Genomic DNA, 22,219 nt, shown 5'->3' with positions numbered 1-22,219 from the left:
TGAATAGATATTTATGTGTCCCTTCACCCTCTAATACGTTGCTAAACCTTAGATTATACGTTGAAGCATATATGTGTCTAGATTCGGAAAGTATCTGAAGATACTCAGAACAAGATTGGTTCTATTATTAACACCACAGACGCTCTATCTTATCTGCTTTCAAAATCAGAACCGTGACGTTGAATAAAACTTCTTATAATTTCAGCTGCTTACAAAACAACAAAGCCAACAACACATTTAAACAAAAAAGCAGGCTCGCCATTACTGACGAGCCTGCTTTCTTAATTAATCGAAGTTTTATAAGGTTCTATGCTTCAAGAGCTTCTTCTTCCTCTTTTTTAATATCTATTAGATCTTCAATTTTCTTGCGTTTTACCGTATCGTACATAATTGGAGTTGCAATGAATAACGATGAATACGTACCCACTAGAATACCTACTATAATTGCAAACAATAGTCCGCGGATAGATTCGGCCCCAAAAATAAACATAGACAGCAATACGATAAGCGTGGTAAATGAGGTGTTCATTGTTCTTCCTAACGTACTGTTTAGGGCAACATCAATAACACGGTTCATTTTCCAACTTGGGTGTTCCCCAAAGTACTCACGAATACGGTCGAATATAATTACCGTATCGTTCAAGGAGTACCCGACCACAGTAAGGATTGCCGCAATAAACGATTGATCAATTTCCATACTGAAAGGCATAAAAGTATATGTTAATGAGAATATACCAAGCACAATAAGAACGTCGTGGAAAATAGCTGCAACGGCACCTAAACCAAACTGCCACCTTCTAAATCGGAGCAGGATATATAAGAAAACCACAATCAGCGAGCCGAAAACAGCCCAGAACGAATCTCTTTTAATATCATCTGCAATGGTCGGACTTACTTTGTAGTACTCCATTCTACCAATACTTTTACCTTCCTGGTCACCTACAAAAGCTTCGTAGGTCATGTCGGCAGGTAAATCAGCTTTAAGTGTTTCATAAAGCATACGCTCTATTTCCTCATCAATCGCTGTATCGGTTTCTTCAACTTTGTATTTTGTAGTAATCTTCAGCTGATTGTTTCCTCCATACGTTTTTGCTTCTGCACTTCCGAAAGTAGCAATCAAATCATCTTGGATTTTAGCTGAATTTACATCTTTTGCAAAACGAACTGTATATGTACGCCCTCCAACAAAGTCAACGCCTTGGTTTAATCCGTTTGTAAATAAAGACGTTAAACTAATTAGAATTAACACAGATGAAACTATGTAAGCTGTTTTTCTTTTCTTCAAGAATTCGATATTCACATTGGTAAATAGACCTTTTGACATTGAAGTCGTACAAGGTAAATCCTTTCCATTTCTTGTATAAGAATCTATAAACAATCTGGTAATGAAGATTGCTGTAAATAATGCAGTTGCAATACCAATTAATAAGGTAGTAGCAAACCCTTGAATAGGACCAGTTCCGAATACCAAAAGGATTAATCCCGTAAGACCTGTGGTGATGTTAGCATCTAGAATTGAAGACAAAGCATTATTAAAACCATCTTTAATAGCATCTTTTTGCGACTTCCCTTTTGCGAGTTCTTCTTTTATACGTTCAAAAATAAGTACGTTAGCATCTACCGACATACCAATGGTAAGTACAATACCTGCAATACCAGGAAGCGTAAGCACAGCACCTAATCCGGCTAATATTCCGAAGATGAATAAAATGTTAACTAACAAAGCGATGTCGGCATAAACACCTGCTCTTCCGTAGTATCCAATCATCCAAAGTAGCACAATTATAAGTGCTATTGCAAATGACATAACACCACTATTAATAGCTTCGTGACCAAGTGTTGGTCCAACTACTTCCGCTTGAACGATGTCTGCTGAAGCTGGTAGTTTACCTGCGCGAAGTACGTTTGCTAAATCCTGACCTTCGTTAACTGTAAAGTCTCCAGAAATCTGGCTACGACCTCCTGCGATTGGACCTGAAGTAACTCCAGGAGCAGAATATACAATATCATCAAGTACAATGGCAATCTGGCTTTGGTTTTGGTACGCATTACCAGTCATTTGTTCCCATACTTTAGCCCCTTGGCCATTCATTTGCATAGAAACTACTATTCTACTCATTTGGTCGTATTCTTGTCTTGCATCAACAACAACGTTTCCACCAAGTGGCGGCACCTCATCCCTATTTCCTTTTAACACATAAAGCGCAGTAGTTTCCTCTCCCTTTAATTGTGGGTTTGGTGAAGGCAAGCCCCATACAAATTTTGCAAAACGCATTTCTGTAGGTAGCAATGAACGTACTTGAGGCATACGCAAGTAACCGTTTACCGCTGCAGTATCTTTTAATCTGAAAGTAGCAATAACTGGACTTCCTTGGTTTCCAAGAGAGACCATTCTAGAAAGAATTGGGTTCGCCTTATTATCATCTACCAGTGTATCTTTAACATCTTGTCCACCTAGAAGTTTACTTACGTCGTCTTCTTCGGCAGCTTCGGTTGTATCTTCAACAACTTCAACAGTTTCTTTTACCGCTGTTTTACCGCTTTTAGCTAATTCAATTTCGCCAGCTCTATTGTCTGCAGCTTGTAAAAAACTAGCTACTTCTTCAAATTTATAAACATCCCAGAATTCAAGCTGAGCAGTGCTTTGAAGCAATTTCTTAACTCTACTTACATCCTTAGCACCTGGAAGTTCCACCAAAATACGGGCAGATTTCCCTAAACGCTGGATGTTTGGTTGTGTTACACCAAACTTATCGATACGTTTTCTAAGTACCTCAAAAGCTGAAGTAATAGACTCATCGATTTTTCTTTCAATAATAGGCTTCACCTCAGCATTGGTCATTAATGGAGTAATGCTTTCTTCTAAATTCTTATTAAAGAAAACATCTGGAGAAGCTAATGTGTTTTCGCCTGGAAGCGCTTCAAAAGCCTTAAAGAAAGACTCTAAATATGTATCCTGACTAGCTTTTTGAAGTTCTGTGGCATTTTCTAAAGCTTGGTTAAAAGCAGGATCTTTCGAATGGTTTGCCAATCCTCTCAAGATATCCTTTACAGAAACCTCAAGAATAACGTTAATACCCCCTTTAAGATCGAGACCTTTATTAAGCTCTTTATCTTTTGCGGTATTGTAATCAATTCCTAAAAACACTGGAGAAACTCCAACAGAATCAAGGTAACGAGCCTCTGCGGCTTCTCTTAAATCTGGTTCATTTTCAGAATATTTGCTTTGTGCAAATTCTTTAGCTTCACTTTCTACTTTACTGGAAATAAACGTAAAAGAAAGCTGATAAATACTCACCAATCCGAATAGAATGGCGAATACAGTAATTAATCCTCTATTTTGCATGTGTAAATTATTTTTGGTCAGATTTTTATCCCGAAATTTTCGAGAGCGCAAATATATAATTTGCTGCCATATCTAACAATTAAGATTATTTTTTAAAAAAATAAATTTTTGGAAAGCTGAAATTGGGGAAGCAAAGTGTACTTCCTAACAAATGGGGCCTGCCCTTACCTCGGGAATTATGTGTTCAAATTCCGTTATTAATTCGGGAACAACTAGGTAGTTGGTAATATCTGCACTTTCGAAATTATCTTTTGGAGTGAAGTTAATTTCGGAGGTAGCTAAAGAAATTCTCGGTTTTAAATATTGATCGGCAAGTGAATTTACTTCTACGAGTATTCCTTGAAAACCGATATCGGACCCTAAATCTGTTTGGATCTGGACAATTTCTAATTTGTAGGTTGTAGGGCTATTACTGAAGGGAAATTGAGAAGAATTGTCGTCCTCATTAAAGGCGGTATCGCTCAAGTCGAGCTTGTTATACCTGTAAAGTAAGCTTTTTACAACAGCTACATCGAGGGTACTAAAATAGGTAACTTTAACTTTACCATTAACCACTTCTGATACGTGAACATCATCTACACCTATAGATTTTAACTGCCTAGTTATTTCAGAAATTGTCTTTTTAGCATCATTGGCTGTGATAGAATCGGCACTGAACCTAACAACAATCTCCTGGTTAGGACTTGCTGTTGACTGTTCAAAACCAGCGCCATAAAACGCAAGGGCTATGATTATTCCAGTAATATACCATCTCCAATTCACGCGCCAAATATATAAAAATAAAGACTGTATCACTACAGTCTTTAAGGAATATAACGCAGCTTTTTTTAAAGTTCGTAAGACGATAGGACTGATGACGTAGGATAAATCCTCCAAAAAAAACAAGCGTCAATCTATCTAAAGGAATAAGTAAAGCACCTAACTTCCTTTTAAGAATATCAACTCAAAATCAATAAAAATCCAGTCAGTCACACAAGTATTACGGAAATGTTTGGCTAAAGCCAGATTCGCGCAACACTTTTTTAACCACGGGCTAAAGCGCCGTGGTTATTCTATTCTATGGTTTCCTTTAAACAACCCAGTGCTTTAGCTCGGGGAAATAAATAAAATAATTATCGGCTTTAGCCAAATTAAGGCAGAAGTCTATCCACTATTCGGATATTACTCGTTACGGTTAGATAAAGCCCTTACCATCTCTATTTTTAGAACTCTAGTTCGAAATAGAGACTACTTGCTGGGTTGTCATCTGTAATATCTTCCCCTTTCAAAACTTCACCACTTGCGTTTAGCAGCTTCAAGTTTATTTTCCAATATCCGGTCATCGTGAACGATAGCTTTCCGTTATACATTTTTGTTGCGGCATTATAAACCATATCTTCATTATTTGGAGATGTATGATTTCCCATGGAAGGCATTCTAGGATCAACAGTAACTTTGTAATTTTCAACCACTGGGAAGGTCATCATATTTTCCATTTTGTATAAAACCGCTTGAAAATCATTAATAGCCACTTGTGGATCTTTTGGGTTTACGAATGCCATAATATAGCGCACCTCGTCAGCTCCAGTAAATACTTGAGTTTTTCTAAAACCATCAACCGGTTGCACCACCGACACCCGTTGAGCCATACTCATTGGCTCTCCATTGAAATTATAATTTAAAGCAACCTCCCAGTATTCTGTATCATTTTCTGCCATCTGAAAAACGATATGCCCTTTGTAAACAGTTTCGTTTTCGGTATTTCGTAACATACTATGCGGTCCTGAATGACTCATAGACTCCATATGCATCATTGGCATCCACGTAGGCTCGGCATTGGAAATGTAGTTATTACTCGCCTTATCCAAAATTCGGATAGAAAGTTCGTTATAGCCCACTTCTAAAACTTGTTTTTCAGAATAGATTTCGACAGTATGGTCAGCTTCAGAAAATTCATAAATTTTAATAAGTCCTGCTACAGGGTTCATTGGTGTTGGCTCATCGTCATTGTCCGTAGAACAACTAAGGAATGAAGCCGAAATAATAAGAATTGCGAAAATATATTTAAGTGTTTTCATTTTTATATGAGATTTATATTGTTTTTATTTAATTGAATAAGAAATTGTTAAATAGATATTCCTACCCATTCTTGGTATATTTTTCCAATCGGTATAGGAAGAGTAATAAGTGTCTAAAATGTTTTCAATTCCAGTTTTAACAAAAAGACTATCATTATTTAAGAAGAAACGCTTTCCGAAACTCGCTGAAAGCGTCGCGTACGAAGCAGTTTTGGTTTCGCCATAAGCGGGATTGTAATTAACCTGCTTCCCGGCTCCATTTACAGAAAGTGAAGCTGAGTATTGGTTTTTATAAAAATCGAGGCTACCTTGATATGAAACTGGGCTAATCAACGGTAAGTTTTCATCGTCATTATCCACACCGCGATGATACGAAATTCTACCCGACAGTTTAAATGCATTCGAAATAGCATATCGACCCAAAAGTGAGGTATTAAATAGCTGCGCATAATCTAAATTTTCGTAAACCTTAACCCCATCGGCTCCAATGGCCATTGGACTCACCAACGGATTAACCGTTCCAATTATATAATTGAAAACGCGAAAGTAGTTTGCTTCGGCAGTAATTTCAAAAATCGGTTTTTCGTACGATATCGAGAGATTGACCTCCGCAGAGCTTTCCGTTTTTAAATCTGGATCGCCAATATAATCGTGGTTATCAAAACTATTGAACAAATAGAAACCATAGCCTTCAGAAACCGACGGCGCGCGCTCGCCATAAGAAATACCTCCATTCAAATGAAAATCGTTCATCATTTGGTGATACTGAGCCGAAAAACTTTTCAGAAAACGAGTGTTTGTCCGATCCATTTCAGGATGAAAAATCTTAAGACTATTCAGTCCAAAGTCATCTGCCACAGTATTTGAATGATAGCTTAAACGAGTAGATAATTTAAGCGAAGACTTTGAAAAAGAAATATTGTCTTCGGCATAAAATCCAAAATCGGTAGTGTGTACATTTGGCCACGTTAGCATAAACATTAAGGCTTCGCTGCTATTTGCAGGATACATTGTCATTTCGGCTATGGATTTATTGAAATAACCGTCTACTTTAAAAAAGAACCGATTCCTTTCTCTTGTGAAATTAGCCTGCGAATAAAACCCATACGTATCACTCCAACCCGGCATGTCCATATGAATTGGCACGCCTGGTCTCGTAGTATCGTCCATCACGTGTTCTATGGTGTTGAAGTACAACTTAGATTCCCAATTCGTCAAACTTCCAAACAAGGTATCCTGATTATAACTTACCGAACCTATGATCGCACGCGCCAAAGAAACATCCATTGTTAATGCGGGATATCCTACATCTCTAGCTTCGTCGTATATTAAGGTAGCAGAAACAGATTTGTCTTCAGCAAGTTTGTATGCCGTATTGATTGAGAAATTATACTTCTCAAATTGCGAATACAATACCTCTCTATCGCCCCCAGCACTGTAATTATCGGCTTTTCGATAAATCACATCAGTATTTATATAGAATTTTTCATCAGAATAATTTAGTTCTCCACCAAAAGCACGCATACTGTTGTTGCTTTCGTACGAACTTTCCAACGAACCAGTCCATCCTGTTGGCTTAAAATTACTTTTGTCCAATTTCAAATTAATTCCTCCGCCAATGGTATTTCCGAAAGCCGAACCTTGCTGTCCAGAACCAATTTGCGCTTCTGATAAGTTTGAAACATCGACATACGAAGTTATTGGATCCATCTTGTCTGTACACGCGCCAAAAATTTGCATTCCGTCTATAGTAACAGCCAAGCGTTCAGAACCCATATCGTTCATCGTTGGCTCCCAAGCATAGGCGCCGCGCTTTACCATATTAATACTTCGTGATGACTCCAAAAACTCATCTAAAGACGACATTGGTTTATGCTGCTTTTGATGATCCAACTGTTTACCAGCTGAAATTACCACTACTTCGTTTAAGTTGATTAACTTTAAGCTATCGGCTGCCACTTCTTGCCCATGCAATTCTGAAACAAAAGCCGTAAAAAGAACCGCTACAAGTAGGCACACCATCGGTATCCCCAATTTTGGAGACACCCAAATAAATGATTTCATTTTAAAAATAGTTATAGGTTTCTAAACACCAACAAGAAGTATATCGATTTTAAAAACACATCTTGAAGGAATGAAATGGTCGTCTTCGTTTAGCACAACTAGGTTTATAAACCTCACGAGCATTACAAGCGGGCTTTCATTAGAAAACCACAAAAAACGTCCCTCAAAAAACTATACTATTCGCGGGGGATGAAGAATTTTTGACACATAAAGTGAAGTGTGAAATACTGATGTATAACCCACTTTTTCTGGTGCAATAATATCTGGTATAAATGCTAATTGAAAATCAGAAATATTTTCAAGAATAATAACCTGCGGAATTTCGGTTTTTGAATTTTTATTGTTTAGAGGATTATTTTCATCAGCACCAGCTTCTTTAGCCAATTCTTTACTTAAATAACATTTTCCGTCACAGTTCAATTCTGGTTTGTCTCTATTTTCACATAAATTATTAACAATGTAATCATAATTCACCATATAATCCATTACTGGCCAAAAAGGTTTGGCGAACATTAGGAAGGTAATCGATATGAGAATTACATTTTTCACACTACAAATATACGATTCACTACAAGTTTCAAAAATGACTTTTATCACTTTATTAAATCATACGAAGCAAGCCCAAATATTCACCGAAAAACCATAAAACACAGGGTTCTATCAAGGAAACCGAAATTTCACAAATTTGTCAACTTTTTATTGTTTATAATTTTTAATGTTTTGATTAATAGGTAAGTATATATTTTTTCTGTCAACTTTTTAATTTATATTTTTAAATGAGATTTCTATTTCGCTATATTTACATACTTTAAAAAGCAAATTTAATAACCTCCTAAAATTTTTGCAAAAGATGTCTGTGAAAACCATTACCCCCACACCCCAAACCTTTACTCAAGATGAGGCTTTTAATGCTTCGGTTGATTATTTTAAAGGTGATGATCTTGCCGCCCGCGTTTGGGTGAACAAATACGCCCTAAAAGATTCTGAAGGCAATATTTATGAAAAAACTCCTGACGACATGCACCGCAGAATTGCGAGTGAAATTGCCCGAATTGAACAGCGCTATATAAACCCATTAACCGAGAAGGAAATATATGATGCTATTAAGGATTTTAAATATATAGTACCCCAAGGAAGCCCAATGGCCGGAATTGGCAATCCGTACCAAGTAGCCTCCCTTTCAAACTGTTTTGTTATTGGAAACGACGGCGATTCCGATTCGTATGGTGGAATTATGAAGATAGACCAAGAACAGGTACAACTTATGAAGCGCCGCGGAGGAGTTGGACACGATCTTTCACACATACGCCCAAAAGGATCTCCAGTAAAAAATTCTGCCCTAACTTCAACTGGTATTGTTCCATTTATGGAACGTTACTCCAACTCTACACGGGAGGTTGCTCAAGACGGGCGTCGAGGAGCCTTAATGCTTTCAGTATCTATAAATCACCCAGACGCAGAAGATTTTATCGATGCTAAAATGGAACAAGGTAAAGTTACTGGCGCCAACGTTTCTGTGCGAATAGATGATGCTTTTATGCAAGCGGTAAAAGACGGAGGAAACTATGTTCAGAAATATCCAATTTTTAGTGAAAACCCAAAGAATACAAACGAAATAGAAGCTGGAAAACTGTGGAAAAAAATTGTTCACAATGCTTGGAAGTCTGCTGAACCTGGAATTCTTTTTTGGGACACCATAATCAAAGAATCGGTGCCAGACTGTTATGCAGACTTAGGCTATAAAACGGTTTCAACAAATCCGTGTGGAGAAATTCCGCTATGTCCTTATGATTCCTGCCGATTACTGGCCATCAACTTATTTTCATACGTTGACAAGCCATTTACGAAGGAAGCTTCGTTCAATTTCGATCTTTTTAGAAAGCACTTGAACATCGCCCAAAGGATAATGGACGATATCATCGACTTAGAATTGGAAAAAATTGACGCAATTATTGCTAAAATTGATGCCGACCCACAGTCTGATGAAATTAAAGCTGTTGAAAGAAACCTTTGGAAGAACATTCAAACAAAAGCTGAAGAAGGTAGAAGAACCGGAATAGGAATTACCGCAGAAGGGGACATGCTTGCTGCATTAGGCATTAAATATGGCAGCCCAGAGGGAATTGAATTTTCAGTAAAAATCCACAAAACCATAGCTATTGAAGCCTATAGAGCATCGGTAAACACCGCGAAAGAAAGAGGCGCCTTTAAATTATTTGATTCTGATCGCGAAAAGAACAATCCATTTATACTTCGTTTAAAAGAAGCGGATGAAAAGCTGTATTACGATATGCTAGAGCACGGCCGTAGAAATATTGCACTTTTAACGATTGCTCCTACTGGCACTACAAGCTTAATGACACAAACTACTTCTGGAATCGAGCCAGTTTTTTTACCAGTTTACAAGCGACGAAGAAAAGTAAACCCAAACGATAAGAATGTTAGGGTAGACTTTGTTGATGAAGTTGGAGATAGCTGGGAAGAATATGTTGTTTTTCACCACCGCTTTAAAGAATGGATGGAAGTTACCGGTATAGACACCAACCAAAATTACACTCAGGAGGAATTAAATAAAATCGTTAAAAACTCACCTTATTACCAGGCCACTTCCAATGACGTGGATTGGCTTAGCAAAGTAAAAATGCAAGGAGCCGTTCAAAAGTGGGTAGATCATTCCATTTCAGTTACAATTAACCTACCAAACGATGCTACAGAAGAATTGGTCGGTAAATTATATCTAGAGGCTTGGCAAGCAGGCTGCAAGGGAGTTACCGTGTACCGTGATGGATCCCGTTCGGGAGTTTTAATTTCAAATGATGAAAAAGAGGAAGATCAAGAAACCACTCTCACTGCTTTCCCAACAAAGCGTCCAGAAATATTAAACGCCGATGTAGTCCGTTTTCAAAATAGCAAGGACAAATGGATAGCATTTATCGGGTTAATCGACGGAAAACCTTATGAAATATTTACAGGGTTTGCAGATGATGAAGATGGTATTCTAATTCCGCGATGGGTAAATCAAGGATTTATTATCAAGGCTAGAAATGAAGATGGCAGCTCGCGTTATGATTTTCAATATAAAAATAAACGAGGCTATAAAACCACAATCGAAGGACTTTCACACAAGTTTAATCCCGAATTTTGGAATTATGCGAAACTAATATCGAGTACCCTTCGCCACGGAATGCCGATTGAGAAAGCCGTGGAATTAATAAACAGTTTGCAATTAGACACAGAAAGCATTAACACCTGGAAAAATGGAGTTGCTCGCGCCCTAAAACGTTATGTTGCAGACGGGACGGAAGCAAAAAAACAAAAATGCGAAAACTGTAATAGCACCTCTCTTATTTATCAGGAAGGTTGTTTGACTTGCAAGAATTGCGGATCTTCAAAATGCGGGTAAAAAAAGGACGTAGGACTTAAGACCGCTGCGCTATAGGACGTAAGATTGTATAAATGTCAAGCCCCAAAGGTTAGATTGCTTTTTTCATCGCAATACCCTTGGGGTTTTTATTAAACAAAGAACATAATCCACATGAAAAAACCTCACAGGTCTTTCGAGACCTGTGAGGTTTAATTTAAAATTGCTTTATTATTAAAATTCTAGCAAATCGTTTGTTTTACGAACACCTTCAGCGCTTGATTGCATATGGGCTTTTTCCGCATCACTCAATTCAAGTTCTACGATTTTTTCGATACCATTTCGACCTAGAATAACAGGAGCTCCGATACAAATATCCTTCAATCCGTATTCTCCATCAAGCATTACTGAGCATGGGAACATTTTCTTTTGGTCGCAAGCAATTGCTTGAACCAATCCTGAAACTGCTGCTCCCGGAGCATACCAAGCCGAAGTTCCTAACAATTTGGTAAGTGTAGCTCCACCAACCTTAGTATCTTCAAGAACTTGATTTAATCTATCATCAGAAAGGAAATTAGAAACAGGAACACTATTTCGTGTTGCCAAACGTGTTAACGGAACCATTCCAGTATCGCTATGACCACCAATTACCATTCCGTCTACATCGCTAATTGGAGCGCCCAAAGCTTCAGCCAAACGGTATTTGAAACGAGCGCTATCTAAAGCACCTCCCATTCCGATAATTTTATTTTTGTCTAATCCTGAAGTTTTATGAACCAAATATGTCATAGAATCCATTGGATTACTCACGACGATAATAATTGTGTTAGGAGAATGTTTTACAAGGTTAGAAGAAACATCCTTTACAATACCAGCATTAATTCCTATTAATTCTTCACGAGTCATTCCAGGTTTTCTTGGTATTCCACTAGTAATTACGCAAATATCACTATCGGCAGTTTTAGAATAATCGCCTGTTACACCTACAATTCTAGTATCAAAACCATTTAAAGAAGCCGTTTGCATAAGATCCATAGCCTTTCCTTCAGCAAAACCTTCTTTTATATCCAACAAAACTACTTCACTTGCAAAATTCTTTATAGCGATATACTCAGCACAACTTGCGCCAACAGCACCCGCACCTACGACTGTTACTTTCATTTAATTATTATTTATTGATTATTAATATTTTCAATTGAATTTTGAACCCATTTTCAACTATTAAAATGTTTGGGTTAAAAAGCTTCACAAAAGTATCAAAAACTACTTAAAACAATGATAACAAAGCTTTAAAAACAAAACGAATTACCTAAAATTTTTCTTCAAAAATAAAAGAAGAAGGCGGTTATAGTAAAATAAAGAATAGTGTGTTAAATTCCGAAATGCATTCCCACTGAAGCATTGTTATATTGAGCAAAAGTATAATCTACATGCAATCCGAAGAATCCTAATTCTAAGATAAGTCCTAGCGTTCCGCGCATATCCGAAACACTATTCTCCACGGTAAATGGATTCTGAAATTCATCTGTGTCTTCATCTATAGGTATACCATCAACAACTTTATAATTTCCTAAAACATTAAATTCTGAATTTCCAGAAACATAACCAATTCCGCCGTAAAAGTTAATTACAGGCAGTTTTGTTGACGCTTGAAGTTGAAACAACCAAGAATTTACAGTTAAATCAAATCTTTGATTGGTACCTGTAACAATATTGTTATTAGTAAAATCGTAGTTTGCCCCAACATTTGTGTAGGCTACAATACCAGAAATAGCTACAGGAAACAGCTTCTCTGCCGGAAGCCAACTGGTAAATTCGTGTTGAAGTCCCACTCCATAAAGTCCGACGTCCACATCTTCTTGTTTAATTTTAGGAAAGTAACGTAACTTTAATTCAGTTCCTTTAAAAAGCCCTAATCTTGCTTGCAGAAATGCTGCAGGCAATATGTTCATATTTACTGAAGCCAATCCTTGCGGTAGTTCAAAAGGCACTCTAACTGTTATATCACCATCCTTAACTTCAGAATAAACCGTTATATCGGGGTTGTTTTCTCCAAAAACGGTAGCAACCTGTTTTACCGTACTGCCATCTTGAAATTTAAGATTTTTATAATCGGCGGTGTTCAGTGTAAAAGTTTGGTGCTCGTCTTTCACGAGAATAATATTTCCTATTAATGAAATATCAAATTTAAGTGGTTTTTTAACCTCAGCGGATTGTATCCACCCATTCGCGACATTGTGCATTAAGCTTTCAGTACCCGGTGTTAAATAATCAGTGGCAAAACGTTGGGCGTCTTCAATACCTGCAGCAATAAGGTCTTCTAATTTATCTTGCGCCAATGAAGGCACAGTAATCAATAATCCGAAAAACAGTAGTAACTTTTTCATATATACAGAATTTACATTTAAAAAAAACCACCTACCTGCCCTAGACTGGTAGGTGGGTTTAACAGTATTTTAGTTTCCATATAAAAATAGGGCTTTTTTAAAACCTATTCAAACTGCAGACGATTTAATAATTAGATTTTAAAGTAAGCAAATAGAAGAACTCAAAACATGGACATACTAAGCGAGGGATACACGGAATACCCAACCAGTGATATTACGCATCGATATGCGCATAAATTGCGTTTTTCTCAATAAATTCACGACGTGGCGGAACTTCGTCTCCCATAAGCATAGAGAAAACGCGATCGGCTTCCGTTCCATTGTCTATAGTTACTTGTCTTAAAATACGGAAATCTGGATTCATTGTAGTATCCCACAATTGCTCTGCATTCATCTCCCCTAAACCTTTATATCGTTGAATTGAAGCGCCACCGCCCATTTCCAGGTTATAATCATCACGCTCTTTTTCACTCCATGCATATACTTTTTTAGCACCTTTTTTCAATAAGTACAAAGGTGGAGTAGCAATATATACACAACCAGCTTCAACAAGTTCTTTCATATAACGATAAAAGAATGTAAGTATCAACGTAGCAATGTGGCTTCCATCCACATCCGCATCACACATAATTACTACTTTATGGTAACGCAGTTTTTCTAGGTTCAGTGCCTTACTATCTTCTTCAGTTCCGATAGTAACGCCAAGTGCAGTGTAGATGTTTCTAATTTCTTCGTTTTCAAAAACTTTGTGCTGCATGGCTTTCTCTACGTTGAGGATTTTACCTCGTAATGGAAGAATAGCCTGAAAGTTTCTATCCCGTCCTTGTTTTGCGGTTCCACCTGCCGAATCTCCCTCCACTAGGAATACTTCACATTTCGCAGGGTCTTGCTCAGAACAATCTGAAAGTTTTCCTGGCAGGCCACCGCCACTCATTACAGTTTTTCGCTGTACCAACTCCCTAGCTTTTCTTGCGGCATGTCGGGCTTGTGCAGCCAGAATTACTTTTTGAACTATTATTTTGGCATCGTTAGGATGCTCTTCTAAGTAGTTTTCGAGCATTTCCGAAACAGCTTGACTAACTGCAGCCGTTACCTCTCGGTTACCCAACTTGGTTTTGGTTTGTCCTTCAAATTGTGGTTCTTGTACTTTAACCGAAATAATTGCTGTTAAACCCTCACGGAAATCATCACCAGCGATCTCAAATTTAAGTTTATCGAGCATTCCAGAAGCATCTGCATATTTTTTCAGCGTACGCGTTAAACCAGCTCGAAAACCAGAAAGATGGGTTCCACCTTCGTGGGTATTAATATTATTTACATACGAATGAAGATTTTCAGTATATGAAGTATTGTAAACCATTGCAACCTCAACTGGAATGTCATTCTTTTCACCTTCTATAGAAATTACTTCAGCAATAATAGACTCGCGATTTCCGTCTAAATATTTGATAAACTCTTTTAGACCTTCCTCACTGTGAAATTTTTCGGTTTCATATTCACCTTTTTCATTTTTTTCACGCTTATCGGTGATATAGATAGTCAATCCTTTATTTAGAAATGAAAGCTCTCGCAATCTATTAGCTAGGGTTTCGTAGCTATATTCTGTAGTCTGACTGAATATTTCGGGATCTGGAAGAAAAGTAACAACTGTACCACGAACATCTGTTTCGCCAATAGACTTTACAGGATACATCGCCTTCCCACGCTCATATTCTTGCTGCCAAATTTTACCATCGCGATGAACGGTGGCTTTTAAGTTAACAGAAAGAGCATTTACAACAGAAACACCCACCCCGTGCAATCCTCCTGATACTTTATACGAATCTTTGTCGAATTTTCCACCTGCACCAATTTTGGTCATTACCACTTGTAAAGCAGAAACACCTTCTTTTTTATGCAGATCAACTGGAATTCCTCGACCGTTATCTTTTACGGTAATTGAATTATCTTCATTTATCCATACCTCAATAGTATCACAATGACCAGCCATTGCTTCGTCAATGGAGTTATCTATCACTTCATAAACTAAGTGGTGAAGACCACGTACTCCAACATCACCAATATACATTGATGGACGCATGCGCACGTGCTCCATTCCTTCCAATGCCTGAATTTGATCGGCACCGTAACTACCTTTATTTTGTTCTTCGCTCATATATGATTCTGTAAAATTTTCAATTTTTTCAACAATTCACAAATATAACGAAATCCCCTATAAAATTAAGGGTTTACGTATCTCAGAGACACTAAGTTATTAACAAAAACCTGTGGAAAAAAGCTGTTTTTATAGCTTTCTTGTATATTGAGACATGAAACCATAAACAGGGGGTTAAGTTTCACAAAACAGCTTTCTGTTTAGCAGCATTTACTCCATAACATTTAGAGCCCGATTAAACTTTTAATGAAAATAATTGTCATAACTTACCGTTCGTTCATTATTAAACGCAATACTATGAAAAACACTTTAGCTATATTTTTAACGCTTACCTTTTTTGCCATTCAACTAAATATTCAGGCTCAAGAATTTCCAAATATAGATGCTTCTCCTATGGATCTTGCAATTGCTAGAGCTAATAAAAACAGTCCGCCAATTGCTCGAGTTATATACAGTCGTCCTCAAAAAAAGGGACGTGATATTTTTGGCGAATTAGTGCCATATAATGAAGTATGGCGCACAGGAGCGAATGAAGCAACCGAATTAACCATTTACACCCCCTTACTTCTTGGAAAGACCGTTTTAAAACCGGGCACGTACACACTTTTCACGATTCCAAATAAAGACAAGTGGACGATTATAATCAACAGTGCAACCGATATCTGGGGAGCATTCAATTATAAAAAAGAAATGGATGTGGCTCGAATAAAGGTTTCATGTATGCAAGCCGTAGCTCCAATAGAAACACTTTCAATGATATTTCGCCCCGAAAACGACGGAACAACACTTTTGATAGGATGGGACGATCATTACGTAGAAATTCCTTTTAAAACTCTTCCTTAGAAGCACAGTGTATTACCACAAGTGGAGACACTATGCATTGCGCCTTTACGGAATGTTTAGATACTTATGCGTTTGTAGGGACACCTTCCATTTTGGATTTTGCATTACATAATCCACAATCAACGGCGACATTTTTTCACGGTTTCCCCATTCTGGCTGAAGATACAACAAACAGTTATCGTTAACCTTTGCAGCTTGTTCTTCAGCAAAACGGAAGTCATCCTTGTTAAAAACGATAACTTTAAGTTCGTGCGCAACTTCATAAATTTCTTCGGTAGGGAGTTTTACTTTTTTAGGAGAAAGACAAATCCAATCCCAAGTTCCCGTTAGTTTATAGGCGCCCGAAGTTTCAATATGCACATTCGCACCATTATCTTTTAGCATTTTGGTAAGCGGGCCCATATCGTAGGTAAGCGGCTCTCCACCAGTAATTACGACTGTTTTTGAGTGGCTTGTAGCTTTTTGGACCATGCTTTCAATAGTAGTTGGAGGATGAAGTTCAGCATTCCAACTTTCTTTTACATCACACCAATGACATCCAACATCGCAACCCCCTACTCTAATAAAATAAGCAGCTGTTCCTTTGTGATATCCTTCGCCTTGTATGGTATAAAACTCTTCCATTAAAGGCAAGACAAGACCTCTATCAACTAAACTTTGCACTTCATTCTTCATAGGCGCAAAAGTACTATAAAAATAAACTTCAAATAACAAAATGCAACGAACAAAAACCAACTGATAAACCAAACTTATTTAGCTCAATAGAATGCAACGGTATTTGAATTTTGGCACGTTTATTTATTACATTTGAGCAAAATTTAAAAGCATGGTAAACAAGAAAACTTTTATCGAGCATATCAATTCTGGTTACGCCACAAAAGGAGATTATATTACCCTAGGCTCAGCAATGTATGAGAAAGAAACTGTAAAAGATGCTTTTGTAAAACTTCCATTAAAAACTTTAAATCGTCACGGACTTATTGCAGGAGCCACAGGAACTGGAAAAACTAAAACGCTTCAAATTCTTGCTGAAAATCTTTCTGAAAAAGGAATTCCAGTGCTGTTAATGGACTTTAAGGGCGACCTAAGCGGAATCGCGCAACCTGGAACAGATAATGCCAAAATAAAAGAACGCCACGACGCCATCGGTTTTCCATACGAAGCCAAGCGGTTTCCTACCGAAATTTTATCGCTTTCTGAACAAAACGGCGTACGTCTTCGTGCCACGGTGAGTGAATTTGGCCCTGTGCTTTTGTCTAGAATTCTCGATTTAACCGATACGCAATCTGGAATCGTATCGGTTATTTTTAAGTACTGCGACGACAACAAAATGCCTTTATTGGATTTAAAGGATTTTAAAAAGATTTTACAATACACTACCAACGAAGGAAAAGAAGAATTTACAAATGCTTATGGCAGAATATCAACCGCTTCTACAGCCGCCATTCTACGTAAAATTATTGAATTAGAACAGCAAGGAGCTAACCTGTTTTTTGGCGAAAAATCGTTTGATCCACAAGATTTAATGCGCTTAGATGAAAACGGAATGGCCTATGTGAATATTATTCGCTTAACCGATATACAAGATCGTCCTAAACTTTTTTCAACTTTCATGCTAAGTTTGCTTGCTGAAATTTACACCACTTTTCCTGAGCAAGGAGATAGCGGAAGACCCGAACTTGTAATCTTTATTGACGAGGCGCATTTAATTTTCAAAGAAGCCAGTAGCGCGCTGTTAAATCAAATTGAAAGTATTGTAAAATTAATCCGTTCTAAGGGAGTTGGGCTTTATTTTGTAACCCAAAACCCTACAGATGTACCCGACGCGGTTCTGAGCCAGTTAGGACTAAAAATTCAACATGCATTACGTGCTTTTACGGCTAAAGACAGAAAAGCAATAAAACTTACTGCAGAAAACTATCCTATTTCAGAATATTACAAAACCGATGAAGTATTAACAACACTAGGAATTGGAGAAGCATTGGTAAGTGCTTTGAACGAAAAAGGAATACCTACACCTCTAGCCCGTACAATGCTTCGCGCTCCCATGAGCCGAATGGATGTATTAAGCAATGACGAGTTAAAGGAATTACTACAAAGTTCTACACTAATTCCCGAATACGACAAAACTGTCGATAGGGAAAGTGCTTACGAAATGTTGACGAAAAAAATTGCTGATGCCAACACAGAAGAAGCTAAGGAAAAATCTAGAAAAGAAACAGAAAAATCTAAACAAGCATCAACAGTTAGATCTTCGTCTCGCAGTAAACGCACTTCAAATCCATGGATAAAGACCCTCACTAGCCCAACTGTGATACGAAGCGTCCTTGGGATTCTAGGAAAAATGATGAAATAGTTCGTATACAATAAAAAACTTAAATTTAAATTAATTAATAATCAACCCTATAAATGAAAAAAACCTTATTCTTCGGTATCCTTGCAACACTATTATTCGTACAATGTGGAAAAGAAAGCACTGATCCATTTCTTATCAAAAAAGGAACAATTGGAAAATTAACAGACCAAGCAAAAATGAAGCAGTTGGATTCTATTTTTGCAACAGATTCAATTGTAAAAATCAGCTCATCCCCGAATGCCTTAGAAACGCAAGGTGAAGTAGAAATCTATGAAAAAGGAGGTCAAAAACTCCTATTGCTTTCACCACAAAACGAGACAGATCCAAATTCCACAATTACAGATATCATGATTTTCGATCCAAGATATAAAACGGAAAAAGGACTTAGTACTAAAAGCACATATAAGGATTTTAAAGACAATCATACCATTTCGGATGTACAACGAATTATTAATGGAGTAATGGTGTTTTTCTCAGATACTGACATCTATCTAACTATCGAATCTAAATATTTAACTGGAGAGGTTCGAAATGACCCAAATGCCAAATTAGAAGCCCACCACATAATAGACTCAGCTACAGTAAAATATTTTAGAATTGGCTGGCCTGCTAAAAATTAAAATTTACACGAAGCTACTAAGCTTTTGTTAATACCCATTACCAAACGAGTGATTTCCTATATTTTTAATCATCATTAACCAAAAAACCATAATCATGATCAAAATTTTAGGATTTATACTAACCATAGCTGGCGCTATCGCATTAATAATGGGTATTTTAGGAATTTTTGGAAGTATGGAGGTCGGAATCAACTCTTGGGCTTTAATAATCTTAGGAATCGTGTTTTTCTTTGCTGGCATCGGATTGTTAAAACGAAGAAAGGACACAGACCAAATTGATTAAAGCAGGGCATACTAACATTTTTTTAAATCGAATAAAGTCTTATAACAAGCAGGCTATTCAGCAAAGTATCAGTTATTAATTAGATACTTATGCACAGCCTAAATAATAGCCAGTAATAGTCTAATTTACTATATGACGAAAACCATTCCACCACAAATTATTCGACAAGTTTTTGTCATACTTCTCATTTTGTTAATGGGGAGTTTAATTTTTCGCGAGCTCTTACCTTATCTTACTGGAGTACTTGGAGCAATTACAATGTACGTCTTGATGCGAAAGTGGATGTTCACTCTTGTTAAAAAGAAAAAATGGAATGCAAGCCTTGCTGCGTTTCTTTTAATGCTCGGATCGTTTATTGGCATTCTACTTCCTATTTCTGGAATTATATTAATGTTAGGAAATAAAATTTCTGAAGCCGTTACCAATTCATCTGAAGTTGTTCACGCCTTAAAAGACCAATTAGGAATATTAGATGATAAATTAGGGTTTCAATTGAGTGAGCAAATAAATCCATCGGCAATTACAAGCTGGTTATCGGTTCAATTACAAGATCTAGCAGGTGGCACTTTTAACGCTTTTATTGCGATTGGTTTAATGTACTTTATGCTCTATTATATGTTAACCAATAGACGAAAGTTGAAGGAGTCTTTTAGTGAATACATTCCATTAGACCGAGATAATTTAAACGAAATTGGATCCGAAGTTCAGGCCATGGTACGGTCTAATGCACTGGGTATCCCACTCGTTGGGCTGGCTCAAGGTATTGTAGCCCTTATTGGCTTTCTTATTTTTGGCACTCAAGATCCATTTTTTTGGTTTGTAATTGTAACTATTTCAAGCATGATTCCCTTTGTGGGCACATTGTTAGGAGTAGTTCCAGTGTTTTTGCTCACACTCTCTGCAGGCGATAATTTTGCAGCTTGGGGAATTTTAATGTACGGTTTCATAGTTGTAGGTTCCACAGACAACGTTATCCGTTTATACGTTCTAAAACGACTGGACGATGTACACCCATTAATTACTCTAATTGGGGTAATTGTGGGAGTTCCATTATTTGGGTTTATCGGCCTTATTTTTGGGCCATTATTAATAAGCCTGTTTATTGTTTTAGTGAAGATTTATAGAAAAGAATATGGCGCAGACACTAGAGTGAATGAAGATAAAGTACTCTAAAAGTTAACTCTGATGCAAAATGTAGGCTAATTCAAAAACCTATAAAATTAGCAGAAATCGGACTTTCTTAGATATATTGAACCTAACTATTTTATTCCGCTTTAGAATTTGACCGTGTTTTATTTCTTTAAATTGAAGTTATTTATAACAAAATTTTAAAAGTATTCGGTTGAGGATTGATTAGATTTAGGAAATAAATTTAATCAATATGGTATTCAAAAAAGATAATTCAAAAAAACCCTTAATCGCTATGATGAATAGTAATGTAAGCGAAGATTATTTTGAGAATGAAACCTCAAAAATAGATGATGAAGATGTTGAATTGGTGATGGACAATGAAGAGTCTATTTCGAAAAAATTGAGCAATGCACCTCCCTTACGAAAGTTTGTTGAATTAGGAAAAATTATGTTTGAAATGCTCAAGGATTTCAAAAATGGCAAATATTCTGAAGTACCTTGGTTTACAATTGCGTCTATTGCAGTTACCCTACTTTATGTATTAAATCCATTAGACATTGTCCCTGATTTTATTCCAGGTATAGGATATATTGACGATTTGGCGGTAATGTCAATTTCTATGGGTTGGATTGAAACAGATCTTCATAAGTATTTAGATTGGCGCTTAGAAGAAGGTGATAAAATACTTTCCCGACAGAAATAGCTAATTGAATATAATTTCTAATGGCCTCTTCGTTGCTCGCGAGCTAAAAGCGTGTTTTTTAACAACATAGCAATAGTCATTGGCCCCACTCCACCAGGAACAGGAGTAATAAAAGAGGCTTTTTTACTAACGTTTTCAAAATCAACATCACCAGTAATCTTGTAGCCTTTAGGGCTATCAGCATCCTCTACTCTTGTAATTCCAACGTCTATTATTACCGCTTCATCCTTGACCATTTCAGCCTTTAAAAAATTTGGAACACCTAATGCCGAGATGATTATATCGGCTTGAGTAGTTATTTGAGCAATGTTTTTAGTATTACTGTGCGTCAAGGTAACAGTACTGTTTCCAGGCCAGCCTTTTCTACTCATTAAAATACTCATAGGTCTTCCTACAATGTGACTTCTTCCAATAACAACGGTGTGTTTCCCTTTGGTATCAACGTTATAGCGTTGTAACAACTCAAGAATTCCGAAAGGTGTTGCAGGAATAAAAGTGCTCATATCAAGTGCCATTTTCCCAAAATTCTCTGGATGAAAACCATCAACATCCTTGCTTGGATCTACCGTAAGAAGCACTTTTTGAGTGTCAATTTGCCTAGGAAGTGGCAGCTGAACGATAAAGCCATCGATATTATCATCTTCATTAAGTTCTTTAATTTTCTTAAGAAGCTCTAACTCACTCGTGGTGTCTGGCATTTTTACTAATGTAGACTCAAACCCAACACGTTCACAAGCTTTTACTTTACTACCTACATAAGTAAGACTCGCACCATCATTACCCACAATAATTGCAGCCAGATGCGGCACCTTTTCTCCATTGGCCTTCATTTTTTCAACTTCGGCAGAGATTTCATTTTTAATGTCGTTACTTATTTTCTTTCCGTCTAGGATTTCCATTCTCTAAAGTATTC

The 22,219-nt window shown here is 37.0% G+C and carries 17 protein-coding genes; 7 read left to right on the top strand and 10 right to left on the bottom strand.

Annotated elements, in window-relative coordinates:
• Positions 1-307: 307 nt before the first annotated feature.
• The 5 genes from secDF to BLW28_RS04460 all read right to left on the bottom strand — a co-directional run bounded on the left by secDF (position 308) and on the right by BLW28_RS04460 (position 8,064).
• Entirely contained in the window at positions 308-3,346 is a 3,039-nt protein-coding gene (secDF, locus tag BLW28_RS04480; protein WP_073215538.1) for a protein translocase subunit SecDF, read from the bottom strand.
• Between the two features lie 144 nt (positions 3,347-3,490).
• The gene (locus BLW28_RS04475; RefSeq protein WP_143036836.1) at positions 3,491-4,141 is read right to left on the bottom strand and encodes a hypothetical protein; all 651 of its coding nucleotides are present in this window, start codon (positions 4,139-4,141) and stop codon (positions 3,491-3,493) included.
• A gap of 407 nt (positions 4,142-4,548) precedes the next feature.
• Positions 4,549-5,403 (bottom strand): hypothetical protein, encoded by an 855-nt coding sequence (locus BLW28_RS04470; RefSeq protein ID WP_073215532.1) that lies wholly within the window; start codon positions 5,401-5,403, stop codon positions 4,549-4,551.
• 24 nt (positions 5,404-5,427) lie between these two features.
• Positions 5,428-7,467, bottom strand: coding sequence for a TonB-dependent receptor plug domain-containing protein (locus BLW28_RS04465; protein WP_073215529.1), 2,040 nt, complete (start codon positions 7,465-7,467; stop codon positions 5,428-5,430).
• A 171-nt stretch (positions 7,468-7,638) separates the two neighbouring features.
• A complete protein-coding gene (locus tag BLW28_RS04460) occupies positions 7,639-8,064 on the bottom strand; it encodes a hypothetical protein (RefSeq protein ID WP_143036835.1) in 426 nt (141 codons plus the stop codon).
• 253 nt (positions 8,065-8,317) lie between these two features.
• On the opposite strand from BLW28_RS04460, the gene BLW28_RS04455 reads away from it, so the two are divergent.
• On the top strand, positions 8,318-10,870 hold the full coding sequence (locus tag BLW28_RS04455; RefSeq protein WP_073215526.1) for an adenosylcobalamin-dependent ribonucleoside-diphosphate reductase: 2,553 nt from the start codon (positions 8,318-8,320) through the stop codon (positions 10,868-10,870).
• A gap of 192 nt (positions 10,871-11,062) precedes the next feature.
• On the opposite strand, the gene mdh is transcribed toward BLW28_RS04455, so the two are convergent.
• The 3 genes from mdh to gyrB form a co-directional block, all read right to left on the bottom strand.
• Entirely contained in the window at positions 11,063-11,989 is a 927-nt protein-coding gene (gene mdh / locus BLW28_RS04450; RefSeq protein ID WP_073215523.1) for a malate dehydrogenase, read from the bottom strand.
• Positions 11,990-12,198: 209 nt separating this feature from the next.
• The gene (locus BLW28_RS04445; RefSeq protein ID WP_073215520.1) at positions 12,199-13,215 is read right to left on the bottom strand and encodes a DUF6588 family protein; all 1,017 of its coding nucleotides are present in this window, start codon (positions 13,213-13,215) and stop codon (positions 12,199-12,201) included.
• Positions 13,216-13,429: 214 nt separating this feature from the next.
• Positions 13,430-15,370 (bottom strand): DNA topoisomerase (ATP-hydrolyzing) subunit B, encoded by a 1,941-nt coding sequence (gyrB, locus tag BLW28_RS04440; protein ID WP_073215517.1) that lies wholly within the window; start codon positions 15,368-15,370, stop codon positions 13,430-13,432.
• A gap of 297 nt (positions 15,371-15,667) precedes the next feature.
• On the opposite strand from gyrB, the gene BLW28_RS04435 reads away from it, so the two are divergent.
• Positions 15,668-16,213: a DUF2911 domain-containing protein gene (locus BLW28_RS04435; protein WP_073215597.1), complete on the top strand. Its 546-nt coding sequence runs from the start codon at positions 15,668-15,670 to the stop codon at positions 16,211-16,213.
• Positions 16,214-16,258: 45 nt separating this feature from the next.
• Here BLW28_RS04435 and BLW28_RS04430 read toward each other — a convergent pair whose 3' ends face one another.
• Positions 16,259-16,888 carry a 7-carboxy-7-deazaguanine synthase QueE gene (locus BLW28_RS04430; protein ID WP_073215594.1) on the bottom strand — a complete coding sequence of 210 codons (630 nt, stop codon included), beginning with the start codon at positions 16,886-16,888 and terminating at the stop codon, positions 16,259-16,261.
• A gap of 151 nt (positions 16,889-17,039) precedes the next feature.
• Here BLW28_RS04430 and BLW28_RS04425 point away from each other — a divergent pair, with 151 nt between their 5' ends.
• The 5 genes from BLW28_RS04425 (at position 17,040) to BLW28_RS04405 (ending at position 21,306) form a co-directional block, all read left to right on the top strand.
• Complete coding sequence (locus BLW28_RS04425; RefSeq protein WP_073215512.1) at positions 17,040-18,569, top strand: helicase HerA-like domain-containing protein; 1,530 nt, start codon at positions 17,040-17,042, stop codon at positions 18,567-18,569.
• Positions 18,570-18,622: 53 nt separating this feature from the next.
• Positions 18,623-19,189, top strand: coding sequence for a hypothetical protein (locus BLW28_RS04420; RefSeq protein ID WP_073215509.1), 567 nt, complete (start codon positions 18,623-18,625; stop codon positions 19,187-19,189).
• 94 nt (positions 19,190-19,283) lie between these two features.
• Entirely contained in the window at positions 19,284-19,472 is a 189-nt protein-coding gene (locus tag BLW28_RS04415; protein WP_073215504.1) for a hypothetical protein, read from the top strand.
• 132 nt (positions 19,473-19,604) lie between these two features.
• Positions 19,605-20,645: an AI-2E family transporter gene (locus BLW28_RS04410; RefSeq protein WP_073215502.1), complete on the top strand. Its 1,041-nt coding sequence runs from the start codon at positions 19,605-19,607 to the stop codon at positions 20,643-20,645.
• A gap of 208 nt (positions 20,646-20,853) precedes the next feature.
• The gene (locus tag BLW28_RS04405; RefSeq protein WP_073215498.1) at positions 20,854-21,306 is read left to right on the top strand and encodes a YkvA family protein; all 453 of its coding nucleotides are present in this window, start codon (positions 20,854-20,856) and stop codon (positions 21,304-21,306) included.
• 17 nt (positions 21,307-21,323) lie between these two features.
• Here BLW28_RS04405 and BLW28_RS04400 read toward each other — a convergent pair whose 3' ends face one another.
• Complete coding sequence (locus BLW28_RS04400; protein WP_073215495.1) at positions 21,324-22,205, bottom strand: bifunctional 5,10-methylenetetrahydrofolate dehydrogenase/5,10-methenyltetrahydrofolate cyclohydrolase; 882 nt, start codon at positions 22,203-22,205, stop codon at positions 21,324-21,326.
• Between the last annotated feature and the right edge of the window lie 14 nt (positions 22,206-22,219).

The organism is Aequorivita viscosa (assembly GCF_900106795.1).
GTDB lineage: Bacteria > Bacteroidota > Bacteroidia > Flavobacteriales > Flavobacteriaceae > Aequorivita > Aequorivita viscosa.
The sequence above is the reverse complement of the archived record's forward strand: the minus strand, read 5'-3'. Positions and strand labels throughout refer to the sequence as shown.

What these genes read in the sequence shown, in the direction of transcription:
- BLW28_RS04430 (WP_073215594.1), bottom strand. Translation starts at nt 16,888, where the DNA reads ATGAAGAATGAAGTGCAAAGTTTAGTTGATAGAGGTCTTGTCTTGCCT.
- mdh (WP_073215523.1), bottom strand. Translation starts at nt 11,989, where the DNA reads ATGAAAGTAACAGTCGTAGGTGCGGGTGCTGTTGGCGCAAGTTGTGCT.
- secDF (WP_073215538.1), bottom strand. Translation starts at nt 3,346, where the DNA reads ATGCAAAATAGAGGATTAATTACTGTATTCGCCATTCTATTCGGATTG.
- BLW28_RS04465 (WP_073215529.1), bottom strand. Translation starts at nt 7,467, where the DNA reads ATGAAATCATTTATTTGGGTGTCTCCAAAATTGGGGATACCGATGGTG.
- BLW28_RS04415 (WP_073215504.1), top strand. Translation starts at nt 19,284, where the DNA reads ATGATCAAAATTTTAGGATTTATACTAACCATAGCTGGCGCTATCGCA.
- BLW28_RS04435 (WP_073215597.1), top strand. Translation starts at nt 15,668, where the DNA reads ATGAAAAACACTTTAGCTATATTTTTAACGCTTACCTTTTTTGCCATT.
- BLW28_RS04410 (WP_073215502.1), top strand. Translation starts at nt 19,605, where the DNA reads ATGACGAAAACCATTCCACCACAAATTATTCGACAAGTTTTTGTCATA.
- BLW28_RS04400 (WP_073215495.1), bottom strand. Translation starts at nt 22,205, where the DNA reads ATGGAAATCCTAGACGGAAAGAAAATAAGTAACGACATTAAAAATGAA.
- BLW28_RS04470 (WP_073215532.1), bottom strand. Translation starts at nt 5,403, where the DNA reads ATGAAAACACTTAAATATATTTTCGCAATTCTTATTATTTCGGCTTCA.
- BLW28_RS04425 (WP_073215512.1), top strand. Translation starts at nt 17,040, where the DNA reads ATGGTAAACAAGAAAACTTTTATCGAGCATATCAATTCTGGTTACGCC.
- BLW28_RS04455 (WP_073215526.1), top strand. Translation starts at nt 8,318, where the DNA reads ATGTCTGTGAAAACCATTACCCCCACACCCCAAACCTTTACTCAAGAT.
- BLW28_RS04420 (WP_073215509.1), top strand. Translation starts at nt 18,623, where the DNA reads ATGAAAAAAACCTTATTCTTCGGTATCCTTGCAACACTATTATTCGTA.
- gyrB (WP_073215517.1), bottom strand. Translation starts at nt 15,370, where the DNA reads ATGAGCGAAGAACAAAATAAAGGTAGTTACGGTGCCGATCAAATTCAG.
- BLW28_RS04445 (WP_073215520.1), bottom strand. Translation starts at nt 13,215, where the DNA reads ATGAAAAAGTTACTACTGTTTTTCGGATTATTGATTACTGTGCCTTCA.
- BLW28_RS04405 (WP_073215498.1), top strand. Translation starts at nt 20,854, where the DNA reads ATGGTATTCAAAAAAGATAATTCAAAAAAACCCTTAATCGCTATGATG.